The organism is Latilactobacillus sp. VITA-14, from assembly GCF_046580785.1.
GTDB lineage: Bacteria > Bacillota > Bacilli > Lactobacillales > Lactobacillaceae > Latilactobacillus > Latilactobacillus curvatus.
Map to the genome: position 1 here is coordinate 1 of NZ_JBJKTM010000018.1, position 12,068 is coordinate 12,068.

Below are 12,068 nucleotides of genomic sequence, written 5' to 3' on the forward strand. Positions count from 1 at the left end.
GTAAATGGTTGAGAATTTTTTGCTTTAACTCATCGCTCAGCTTAGTTTTCCGACCACATCGTGATCGCTTGTATTCGGCATCTGTTTGTGCTAATTCAGCCTGATAAGGTTGACATCGAGATAATTCATAAGAAATTGTTGACGGTAATCGGTTCAGCCGAACGCCCATTTGGATATTGGACAGCCCTAGTTCACAAAAGGTTTCGATTTTAATTCGTTCGGAATAGGTTATACTAGACAAAAAATCAGCTCCTAAAAGATGGGTTTGTGGTAAACACCATTTTAAAGGAAGCTGATCTTTTTTGTCCGAACAGCGTTCGGATTAATTTTACAATCTACCAAATTATAAAAAAGTACTTGTCTTAATGCGAGAACTGCAATTACTATCAACTGCATTTAACAAACGTACTCGTAAATATAATTCATATAGAGGCAATGTTGGCACCGTTGCTAAGAACTTGATCAACCGTCGTTTCTTCACTGATCGTTCTTATCAAAAACTAGTAACAGACGTTACTGAAGTTCGCTAGGGAACCAAGGCAATTGATGAACGCGCCTATTTCACATGTATTTATGATTTATTCTCAGGTGAAATTCTCAGCCATCAAGTTAGTAAACACCCTACTGTTGAATTTACTACAACTGTTTTGAATCGAGCAGTTAAGAAAATCCCTAAGAATTTAAAATACCGGACAACAGTCCACTCAGATCAAGGATTTCAATACCAGCATCAAGATTGGACTCATATCTTGAAAGAACATCGCATTTTTCAAAGTATGTCTCGCAAAGCAACATGTTTGGATAATGCAGCAATGGAGAGCTTTTTCCATATTATGAAAGCCGAAGCTTTCTACCAAAAAGAAACCGATACTTATGAAACGCTAGTTTCACAAATATCGGTTTGGATTGATGATTATAATTTTTCAAGAATTAAAACAAAACTGGGTTGTAAAAGTCCGATTGAATATCGAATTTTTACAACCCAGAAAGCTGCTTAAAGTTTCGTCCAATATTTGGGGTTCACTTCACCCATGGGGTTTCTTTTTTTATTTTTATTTGTGATACGGACTTCCTTGATTAATCATAAACGCCCGGTAAATCTGTTCGGTCAATACTAAACGCATCAATTGGTGCGGTAACGTGAGCTTGCCAAATGATAGCGCATCGTTGGCGCGTTTATTAACGGCATCGCTCGTTCCAAGCGACCCACCGATGACAAACGTGATATCTGATTTGCCATAGGTTGCTAAATCTTGAATTTCTTGTGCAAATTCTTCTGAAGCGCGTTCCTTGCCTTGAATTGCCAAAACAATCACGTGCTCCTTATCCTTAATCTTATTAAGAATTCGTTCGCCTTCTTTGTCTTTGACATTGGTCATTTCCGCGTTACTCAATGATTCCGGCGCTTTTTCATCCGCGACTTCAATCATTTCGAACTTACAGAACTTACTGAGCCGTTTCGCATATTCCGCGATCCCCGCTTTTAAATACTTTTCCTTTAATTTACCAACTGTGATTACTTTAATATTCATAAATAGCCTCCTACTGTTACTTACATTTTATGAGAAAACAATGCAGAAAAAAAGCCATTCACAGTAATTCACCGAAAAGTACTGCTTATCCACAAAAGTTGTCCACATATGCACAGGTGTTCGTCCCAAATATGGTATCTCGAATTTTTCTTGATACCAAATAACCGACACCTAAATTTTTTCGTTAAATTTAATAAAAAAGTTATCCACCCTTTTTTGATTGTTCGTTCTTCGAATTATCCGGTTACAAATCCTTTTATATCAGCGTTGTTCTGATTTTATAATAATTTTAAAAAAGTTATCCACCGCCTGTTAATTTTTTTGTGGATAACTAAAAAGACCTTTTAACCGTGTTATACCCACAATCCACAGACTTATCCACAGGCGCTCGGATTTCTTCCCAGGTTACTATCCACATTGACATTTTTAAAACTTAACATTCCTGCCACTTTAGTCTGAATTTAACCAAAATAAAAAGCCGTCAACATCTAATTGATGCTGGCGGCTTTAATTTATTTTGCTGCCGTTGTACTATCTGTTGATGCTGCTTCAGTCAACTTCACTGTTGATTTCTTCAATTCACCATTATGATAATACTGAATTTCAACCGTACTATTCATATCGTAACTGTAAAGTGTCGTGTGTAAATCAGCAACACTTGTGATATCCTTGCCACCTAAACCAACAATGACGTCGTATTTACTAATCCCTGCCTTCTTAGCAACTGAGTTGGCATTGACTGATGCAACAACTACCCCACTCTTCACAGAGGTTGGTAATTTCAAGACTGATGATTGTTGCGTTGATGAAACATTCGTCAAATCGATGACGCTAATCCCAAGCACTGGTCGAACAACTTTCCCATTTGCAACCAATTGGTTAATAATTTTGACCACTTCGTTACTTGGAATGGCAAAGCCCATCCCTTCAACCGTTGTGCTCCCGTTAGAAGCTAACTTCATTGAATTGATCCCGATGACTTGTCCTGCAAGGTTAACTAGCGGACCACCTGAATTCCCAGGGTTAATCGCTGTATCAGTTTGAATAACGGTTGCTTGGCCAGTCGCTTGACCGGTTGTTTCATCCGTCACATCAATCGTCCGTTTCTTTGCTGAAATAATCCCTTGGGTAACAGAAGTAGCATATTCTGAGCCTAAAGGCGAACCAATCGCGAGTACTGATTCACCAGGTTTAATACTGTCAGAATCACCAAACGTTGCGGTCTTCGTCACTTTGGCACTATCAATCTTTAAAACGGCTAAATCAGAAACGGCATCCGTTCCGACTAAGCTAGCATCAATTTTTGTGCCATCACTAAGGATGACTTCCAACTTATCTGAGCCAGAAATAACGTGATTGTTCGTGACAATGTAGGCTTTACCATCTTTCTTTTCGTAGATTAAACCTGAGCCTTCACTCGATTCTTCAAGCTCACTACTACTACTTTTTTTATTGGTACTATCCGCGCCAAAGAGCGCACTCAAATCGCCTGAATTATCTTGTTGTTTTTGCAAGTTAACAACTGACACAACCGCTTTATTGACCTTATTAAAGGCAGTTGTTGTTTGTGAAGATGAGTTGACTTTGATATTACTAATTTTAGTGGCACCTGCTTTAGTTGGTACTTGGGCAGTGCTTGAGACAGTGTTACTTCCCATCTTTGAACCGGCATAACCAGCAACGCCACCACCGATTAGTGCTGCAATAACGGCAACAACAGCCGTTTTCATTAATCCTGAATTCTGATTCATACTAATTCACCCAAACTTTCTAATAAATTCTGTTTATTGATTATCTCTATCATAGAATGTAAATTTGAAAAAATTATGAACAAGTTACGAATATTAAATTGTTTTTCTAATCCGCATTTTAGCGAACTTATTTCGCAAAAACAACTAAAATGTCTTCTATTCAGTCTAATTACACGGCAAACAATGGATCAGCAACTGCCGGATCAGTATCTAGAATTTCAAAGTCTGTTCCCACCCCATAATCATGTTCCTTTAAGATCGACGCAACCGTCAAATGGGCCAGTTCCTTCATATTATTTTCTTGACTCAAGTGGCCTAGGAAAACGCGTTTAGTCTGGTTCCCCATAAACGACATCAAAGCGGATGCCCCATCTTCATTCGATAAATGGCCGGTATCACTGAGAATCCGTTGTTTCAATGACCAAGGATACTTTCCCATCCGAAGCATCTCTAAATCGTGGTTGCATTCCACTAAATAAGCATCCGCATTTTCAATTGTCCCACGCACTTGATCAGAGACATAACCCGTATCGGTCAGGATTGCAAAGGCACGGTTATTATGATGGAATTGGTAGAATTGGGCAGCAGCCGCATCATGTGACACCCCATAACTTTCAATATCTAAATCACCAACTGACAAGGTACTACCCATTTCAAAAATGTGCTTGTGTTCAGCAGGCACTTCACCAATAATCGAAGCCATCGCATCCCATGTTGGTTGATTTGCGTACACGTCTATTCCGTATCGCCGGGCCAAAACACCGACACCACTACTATGATCGCGATGCTCATGGGTCACTAATAAACTGTCCACATCTTTAAGATCGCGGCCAATACTATGCATTAAATCTTGCACGCGTTTCCCACTCATTCCTGCATCGACTAACACTTTATGATTAGGTGTTTCAATATACGTTGTGTTGCCAGAACTACTGCTTGCGAGCACACTGACTTGCATTGCGTCTTTTTCTACCATGTTTTGCTCTATCCCCTTGGTCTCTTTCTAAAACAACTAAATTTCACTACGGTTCTTCATCAGCGCACCGGTAAAGGCGTTAATCCGCTTAACGACGACACTCTTAGAATTCTTATTCTCAATGGCCACTTGCCAAGCTGGCACGTACACCGTACTACTATTGGCGTCCAACAAAGCACTGTATCCGAGTTTCACCCACATAATGCGTGAGTTATTCGGAATCTCATTATCTGTATATAAATCAATGACCGCGTCTTGAGCAGTCACCTTCGTACTTTCTTTTTCACGCAAAACTTGAATCTTATTCGTGTAAGTTTGCGTGTAATGACTAATCTGCCCGTCTTCTAATGTAAAAATCAACTGACCATGTTCATCCATGATCTGCCCGCCTGGGACTTTTTGCACATATACGACTTGTTGATCACTCGATAATGCGTGTGAATAGCGGTAGTCCTCCGCTTGAATCACGTTGTCTGGTTCCTTCATAAAGGCCGCCACGGCTAAGCTTTGGTTCCCTTTTTTGTAAGTCAGTGGTTTATCCAATTCACTCGTCAGTGTCATGCGCGCTTTATCAAACGAAACAGTTTGACCGGTTAGTTTGGCACTCGCCGTTTCTAATAATGTCTGATCTTTTTGTCGACTGGCTAAATAATAACCATCCATTCGGCGCTTAGAGAGTTTCTTCACTGAAATTTGATCGTCTTTTAAAGCCTTCATAATCTGGCTAGTCTGTGAACCACTAGTAATCGCCGTCGACGTTATTGTCTGACTGCCTTTCAGCGAGGCAAATAGATAGATATCCAGCGCAATAAAAATGGCGATAAAAATCATTTCAATTCTGCGAAAATCCATTCATCTAACTCCCTTCGGTTAATTCAGCTTTTTGCGCCATCAATGCGGATAAGCTACGCCAAACCCCTTTATACTGTACAAAGTAGGTTGGATTTAAATCAATCACTTGTTCGTTACTGGTTTCTTTGGTCCATTCATAACCGACTTGCACGTTTTCCACATTTTCTAGCAAGAAACCATTACTTGTCAATTGATTCAAAACAGACTCGGTACTTGGCAATGTGACTTGCTTGTCTTCAGCAGGAACGGGTACTTGCAAACTATAATTTGAAAAATCAATCTTTTGACCAGTTGGTAAGAATTGTACTTTCACGCTCCCAAAGTTAGTCTGATAAAAGACTGGGAATCCTTCAACGTAGGTCCGATAAGCAGTCGAATTCGTTGCTTTATCATAACTATAGAAACGCATCCCTGAAAGGGCATTGCCTGTCTTTAAAAGCGCATCAAAACTGGCTTCAAAACTCTTTGTTAATGTGCTTGGTGATTTCTCATTTTCATACTTCACAAACGAAATTTCATCGGTATCATGGTTGATCGTTAGGCGTTTATACAAATTGCTGTCCGTCCCATCCGTATAAATCGCACTATTGCCTTGTTCTTTCGTATCAATATTATCCATATTTTGTTGATTCAACAGCGTTGTGATGTAATAATTTTCGGGTTGTTGATTAACTAAATAACTATAAGGCAACAACGTTTGATCCGCTGCCACATAGAGTAATGGCTTGTGATTCAACATTTTTTCGGTCACTTTCAAATGCACATCGGCATTTTTAAGCACCTTTTTCACACGAGCTTGTGAAAAACCATTGAGTGTCGTTTGGTACACTTGATGACTTTGATCATTCATCAACCACAACTTAGGCTGTGTGCCCAACGTGATTCGAATCCGATTGAATGTCACGTTTTGACCTAAATTATTATTCTGATAACTGAAGACCTTTTTTAAAATAGCGTACGAAATATTATCAGGATATAAAAGGGTCAATGTATGATCCTCACTAATTGCCTGGTAATAATCGTCTTCGCTTAGCTTAACTTGCTTAAACTGTGCCGACTTGGCAAGCTTTAAAGTCGCTTTAAACTGTGGAATCAAACTCTCTTTTGAGTTATAAATCAACTGACTCTGATTGTCTGTCCGCCACAATAGTTGCGTCGGCAAGAAGATATCACCGATTTTTCGTTCTGTCTTACGACTTGTTGACTTAGTGGTGGTTTGACTGTCCGTTTGGCGCTCATAATGCGCGTTACTGGTCCAGATTAGCCATGATAGCCCGATACTGACGATAATGGCAGCAATCAGTATAACGCGCATTAAAAAGTTATTAAATCGCATCCCAATCACCTCCATCAGAATCAATTGGTTCATATGGCAACGAAATGTAGAATGTCGAGCCTTTACCTTCTTGGCTATCAACCCAAACACGCCCACGATGCGCTTCGATCACTTCTTTAGAAATTGCCAAGCCTAAACCAGTCCCGCCTTGTTTACGAGAACGGGCCTTATCAACCCGGTAGAAGCGATCAAAGATCTTACCAAGGTCTTTCCGTGGAATCCCTAATCCTTGATCAGAGATGCTTAAAATCACGTGACGATGTGTTTCCAATAAGCGACACGTAATCACGCCACCATCTGGTGAATATTTAATCGCATTATTCATGATATTATCGATCACCTGCATAAATTTATCGGTATCAATTTCAACCCATAAATCCCGCTTAGTGAAGTCTCGTGTAATACTGTACTTCTTATTCGGATCATCTGTTGGTAGTTTGCCTGTGCTGGTTGTCAGTTTAGGCAAATCATCTTCGTGCTCTTGATCCCGCTTGATCATCATGTCAAACCGATCCAGTGCATACCCAAAGAACTCGTTTAAATTAACATATTCGAGATTCATCTTTGCCGTTCCTTGATCCATTCGTGACAAACTCAATAGATCGTTAATCATTCGAATCATCCGATCAGTTTCTTCTTGGGTCACCTTTAAGAAATTGGGCGCTAGCTCTGGATCTTGCCATGCGCCATCATTCAGCGCTTCAATATAGCTCCGCACGCTTGTTAATGGCGTCCGCAATTCGTGAGACACATTCGAAACGAATTCGCGCTGTTCTTGTTCATTCTTTTGTTGTTCGGTGACATCGTGGAGCACACAAACTAAACCGGTGATATAGCCGGTTTCTTTTTGAATTAATGAAAAATCAACATGCAAGATTAAGTCGTGATCTTGTTGTTCTGAGAAATCCAAGACCATGTCCTGTTGCGTTTCTAATAGATCGCGCAAAGAATATTCATCACTGATTCGTAAAACTTTAAGCAATGACTGGCCCAGTAACTCATCGCGTGTCACATTTAAAAAATCTTGGCCAGTTTCATTGATAATCGTGATATTGCCTCGTCGATCAGTCGCAATGACCCCATCAGTCATATGACTGAGCACACTATCAAGTCGCCGTCGTTCCGACTCTGACGCTTCTTGCGCCTCTTCAACCCGGACTGATAAGTTATTGACCGCAATCGCGAGTTGCCCCAGTTCATCTTGACCATAAATCTTAACTTGACCAGAGTAATCCCCTCGCGCCATTTGAATCGCTTGTTTCTTCATTTCATCAATTGGTCGGGTAATTGCCCGGGAAATAACAATCGATAATGCCATCCCTAATAAACCAGCGACTAAAGACGAGGTTAAGAAAATGACGGTAATCGACGAAATCCTCTTGTAAACATCTTCCATACTAGCCCGAATATAAACGGCGCCCACAACGGTATTACCATCCCCACTTGGGTTCGTCAACGGTTGGATTGCTGTATAATAGCTCCCTAGACTCTCATTGTATGCCACTTCTTGTTCGGTATGCCCAGAGTAAATAACCTGTTTCACCCGTGGGTTACGCGTCTTTTGACCAACGGTGCTTTGCTTATTCAAGTTCGTGACACCTCGAATGGTGCCCTTATTATCGACAACCTGAATTTCGGCAGAATTGCCCATATCGCCAATAATCTCTTTAATATTCTTGTTCGCATTACCACTATTATTCAGTAACTCATTACTGAGTTGGTTTTGAATATAGGGTGTCACTTGTAAGGATTGCTTAAAATCACGCACATTCTGATATTCCAGTTGCTTCACAAAAGAAGCGCCGATAACTTCCAACGTTACCAGCAGCAACAATACGAACACAATGGCAATTTTAAAATGAATCGATTGTAGCAACCGAATTTTCTTATTCATGCGGCAAATTTACTCCTGCTCAGGATTTCTTAAGTAGTAACCAACACCCCGGCGTGTCACTAACCATTCTGGGTGGCTGGGGTTGTCTTCAATTTTTTCACGTAAACGGCGGACCGTCACATCGACTGTCCGGACATCACCGAAGTAATCATACCCCCAAACCGTTTGTAATAAATGTTCACGGGTCATCACTTGGCCGATATGTTTAGCTAAATAATGTAATAATTCAAATTCACGATGCGTTAATTCAATCTTGTCGCCCCGTTTTGACACAATATAAGCATCAGGATGGATCGTTAAATCCCCGATGTTAATCTCGTGATTTTCTTCATTTGCTTCTTTATCTGATTGACTCGTTGTACCTTGCCGGCGTAAGTTAGCCTTAACTCGCGCCACTAATTCTCGATTTGAGAATGGTTTCGTCACATAATCATCGGCACCGAGTTCGAGGCCAATCACTTTATCGATTTCAGAATCTTTAGCCGTCACCATAATAATTGGCATATCATGCGATTTACGCACTTGGCGGGCCACTTCTAGCCCATCAATCTTCGGTAACATCAGATCTAATAGAATTAAATCTGGGACAGCCTCTTCAACTTGTTGTAAGGCTTCTTCACCATCATAAGCCGTGTAGACTTCGTAACCCTCTTTGGTTAGATTAAATTTAACAATGTCAGAGATCGGTTTTTCATCATCAACGACTAGTATTTTTTTAGCCATGTGCGGATCCTCCTTGAATGTGGATGCTTTGCCTTCTATTATACTCATTTTCAGAAGGCAATTCAAAATTAGGTCAATTCCTACCAACTGGATTAACGACATTGTTAATCCCTATAACGATTAATTCTTACGCGCTCAGTAACTTTATTCAAAAAAAATACAAATAACTGTTTACAAAAGTTTGTTTAATATGCTATGATATTTAAGTCGTAAGGCGAGACATCATATGGGTGGTTAGCTCAGCTGGCAGAGCAACGGACTCTTAATCCGTGGGTCCAGGGTTCGATCCCCTGACCACCCATCAAGTATACATGATAAGTCGTTATAGAGGTGCTTAGGCATTGATATGACGGCTTTTTTATTTCTTCTTAGCAGATTAGTATTCACAGTGAATACGACAAACCGTATTCAAAACCGTATTCACGTATTCAACAAAAATCACGCACGGGGCATATACATAACTTACTGCAGGCGGTCATATCAATGGCCGTCTTTTAATTTGGGCTAACTTCATTAAACAACCGCCTATATTAAACATAGACCGTCAAGGATCATACTAGCAACTACTAGCATTAGTTTCCGTCGTAAATCGCGACTGTATTCATTAGATAAGGGGATGTCTCCAGTTTTGGGGATATGTTTCAAACGAGCCCAATTTTGGCTTGGTTGTATTTTTTAATCTAGATTATATTTAGGGGTAACGTTTCGTTACGCCATTATGTTTCTATCCAAAAACACTTGCTCAAACTTGAGCCAATCTATATTCTAAGTTAATACCGAACGGACTTTTCCGCTAAGTTGATCCATGAGGAGGCTAAGCGCATCCCACTGGAAACATATGTCCAAAATTGGCCACATCTAAAATTAATTAGGGCTTAATTTTCAGCCGTACTACCCCACCCTCACACGCATATAACGCATCTCTTCGGAGTCTTGACCCCTTCTCGTTGTTTGTCTCCCCAAGGGATTAGCAAATCATTTTAAAGGGGGGCGGATATGCTTATCTTACTCACGGAAAAGGTCTGTCCAATTTTGGACCGACCTTTTTTAGCCCAACAGGACGATACGGTATAGTAGCTTTTTTCATGTCCGCCAAGTTGTCGGATATATAAAATCCATCACATACACCACCACTCTAATTCAGGAGAGTGGTTCTAAACTACCGTTTCGGTACCTCAGATTGCTTCCATGCAATTAGCCGAAACCAAAAATGGATTGGGCAACATCTCGTTAAAATCAACGGTATCTAAAGTTAATTAGCATGGGATTTTTCCGTTGTACTGTTTCTATAATTGGCTAAGTATCTGGATTGAAGTCAATATTTGAGACAGATTTTAAGAGACATTCAGAACCGCGTTTACCTTCCACAGCTCAAATAAATCATTAATCGCGATTAATAACTTATTTGAACCCTGGAAAGCATTAAATCAGGCGGCCATTTGGCTCGTAAGTGTTGCAATTTCAACTTGTAAGGGGGTCTGGTAGCCCAGTGAACTATGAATTCTCTTCCTATTGTAGAAAGCATGCACATATTCAAAAAGGACGGCAGCGGCAGTTTCATAATCTTCAAAGACCGGCACTGGATAAACACATTCCTTTTTGAGGGAAGCGTGAAAGGATTCCATTGGCGCATTATCATACGGACAACCCTTACGGCTGTATGAGTGGCGGATATGTAGCTCAGTTAAACGTTGATTGTAATCATCGCTGGTATACTGTGATCCTAAATCCGTATGGATAATCGGGTCCCCAGTAATGGTTCGATTTTTAACCGCGCTTTCAAGGGTCTTTAAGACTAAATCAGTAGCCATCTTTTTTGAGAACGAATAGCCGATAATCCGTCGTGAGTGCAGGTCCATGATGGTTGATAAGTAACACCAGCCATTACGCTTCGTTTGAATATAGGTCATATCAGCGGTCCATTTTTGATTTAAACCAGTGGTCGAGAAATCCTGCTTAAGCAAGTTGGGACGCTGTTCAACCTTGGTTTTGGAAGCCGAAGCCGCTTTCCACTTATTGACGGTAACGGAGTGGCTATCCAGTTCCTTCATGAGCCGGGAAATCCGTCGTGGACTGCACCGAAGCTGCAGTGGTTGAAGTTCCAGATTCAATTCATGGTGGATCTTCATAACACCGTATCGCTGCTTAAATTCCGCAAAGATTCGCAGAATCCGTTGTTTCAAGCCCGCATCTTCGGCCCAGCGTTTTGAAGGTTTGGGGGATCGATAACGATAATACTGAGCTCTGGAAACACCGAGGATTCGGCACATCTTGGTTACCTGGTGGTGATGGCTTTCTTGGTGAATGTAATCAAAGATATTGGTTACTTCTGCGCAAGGAAGCCCAGGGCTTTTTTAGGATTTCGTTCTCCTCAGACAGCAAAGCCAGTCGCTTTTCCATCGCTTTGATTTTGTCTGGCGATTTACCGGATTGAGTTTTGGCCTGGCCCTGGATCCACTTATGAACTGTTGAATAGCCAATGCCATATTCTCTGGCCAGTTGGGCAGCTGATTCGCCTTGCTTATATAGGTTGATAATGTTTTGTTTGAATTCTTTGTCGTAACGAGTTGGCATGTAAAAATTCCTTCCTTTTGAGAGATGATTTATTCATTATACCCTCTCTTAAAAGTTGTCTCAGGAATCAGCTTACATCCAGCCTATCAACGAGATTTAATCGTCACCCTTCAATTAAATGTATGCCAGCTTGAGGATCCCCACCGACTGGAAATAACAACTCATATCTTAGGTTATCAAGAAGATAATATTATTGGTGATGAAGCGCAATTTATTCCATTGGCCGCCATTCGCCATGTTGATTATCAAACCAATTGAGCTACTTTCTAATAGTTGTGGTAGTAAAAGCACTTTCTTTAATTAATATACGATCCCTGCTTCAGTAGGTACTTTGACACAAACAGGCCTCTCAATGATCGTTGAGAGGCCTGTTACTATCTTTATTTAAATACGTATTGTGTAATAAATTACAAATGTTAATTATAATTTA

General features: G+C 40.5%; 11 protein-coding genes, 1 tRNA gene and 1 pseudogene. 3 read left to right on the forward strand and 10 right to left on the reverse strand.

The window, feature by feature from the left end:
- A partial coding sequence (locus tag ACF1X7_RS07785; RefSeq protein ID WP_411162635.1) for a helix-turn-helix domain-containing protein occupies positions 1-241 on the reverse strand: 241 nt, incomplete at its 3' end.
- 94 nt (positions 242-335) lie between these two features.
- Here ACF1X7_RS07785 and ACF1X7_RS07790 point away from each other — a divergent pair.
- A pseudogene (locus ACF1X7_RS07790) lies at positions 336-998 on the forward strand (IS3 family transposase); the annotation flags it as partial.
- A 54-nt stretch (positions 999-1,052) separates the two neighbouring features.
- On the opposite strand, the gene rlmH reads toward ACF1X7_RS07790, so the two are convergent.
- The 7 genes from rlmH to yycF form a co-directional block, all read right to left on the reverse strand.
- Complete coding sequence (gene rlmH, locus ACF1X7_RS07795; protein WP_064776725.1) at positions 1,053-1,532, reverse strand: 23S rRNA (pseudouridine(1915)-N(3))-methyltransferase RlmH; 480 nt, start codon at positions 1,530-1,532, stop codon at positions 1,053-1,055.
- Positions 1,533-2,044: 512 nt separating this feature from the next.
- Positions 2,045-3,283, reverse strand: coding sequence for a S1C family serine protease (locus ACF1X7_RS07800; RefSeq protein WP_064776726.1), 1,239 nt, complete (start codon positions 3,281-3,283; stop codon positions 2,045-2,047).
- Between the two features lie 169 nt (positions 3,284-3,452).
- Entirely contained in the window at positions 3,453-4,259 is an 807-nt protein-coding gene (locus tag ACF1X7_RS07805) for an MBL fold metallo-hydrolase (protein ID WP_004271122.1), read from the reverse strand.
- Between the two features lie 36 nt (positions 4,260-4,295).
- Positions 4,296-5,111 (reverse strand): two-component system regulatory protein YycI, encoded by an 816-nt coding sequence (locus ACF1X7_RS07810; protein ID WP_039099540.1) that lies wholly within the window; start codon positions 5,109-5,111, stop codon positions 4,296-4,298.
- A 4-nt stretch (positions 5,112-5,115) separates the two neighbouring features.
- On the reverse strand, positions 5,116-6,447 hold the full coding sequence (locus tag ACF1X7_RS07815) for a YycH family regulatory protein (protein WP_069467821.1): 1,332 nt from the start codon (positions 6,445-6,447) through the stop codon (positions 5,116-5,118).
- The gene (gene walK, locus ACF1X7_RS07820) at positions 6,437-8,341 is read right to left on the reverse strand and encodes a cell wall metabolism sensor histidine kinase WalK (RefSeq protein ID WP_039099538.1); all 1,905 of its coding nucleotides are present in this window, start codon (positions 8,339-8,341) and stop codon (positions 6,437-6,439) included. The genes ACF1X7_RS07815 and walK overlap by 11 nt, the downstream gene beginning before the upstream one ends.
- 9 nt (positions 8,342-8,350) lie before the next feature.
- The gene (gene yycF, locus ACF1X7_RS07825; protein WP_004271125.1) at positions 8,351-9,064 is read right to left on the reverse strand and encodes a response regulator YycF; all 714 of its coding nucleotides are present in this window, start codon (positions 9,062-9,064) and stop codon (positions 8,351-8,353) included.
- Between the two features lie 228 nt (positions 9,065-9,292).
- On the opposite strand from yycF, the gene ACF1X7_RS07830 reads away from it, so the two are divergent.
- Positions 9,293-9,365 (forward strand) — tRNA-Lys (locus tag ACF1X7_RS07830).
- Between the two features lie 1,126 nt (positions 9,366-10,491).
- On the opposite strand, the gene ACF1X7_RS07835 is transcribed toward ACF1X7_RS07830, so the two are convergent.
- Complete coding sequence (locus tag ACF1X7_RS07835; protein WP_411162636.1) at positions 10,492-11,334, reverse strand: IS3 family transposase; 843 nt, start codon at positions 11,332-11,334, stop codon at positions 10,492-10,494.
- A gap of 40 nt (positions 11,335-11,374) precedes the next feature.
- Positions 11,375-11,638, reverse strand: coding sequence for an IS3 family transposase (locus ACF1X7_RS07840; RefSeq protein ID WP_064776729.1), 264 nt, complete (start codon positions 11,636-11,638; stop codon positions 11,375-11,377).
- 24 nt (positions 11,639-11,662) lie between these two features.
- Between ACF1X7_RS07840 and ACF1X7_RS07845 the strand changes: the two genes are divergently transcribed.
- Complete coding sequence (locus ACF1X7_RS07845) at positions 11,663-11,896, forward strand: hypothetical protein (protein ID WP_064776730.1); 234 nt, start codon at positions 11,663-11,665, stop codon at positions 11,894-11,896.
- The last annotated feature ends 172 nt before the right edge of the window (positions 11,897-12,068 follow it).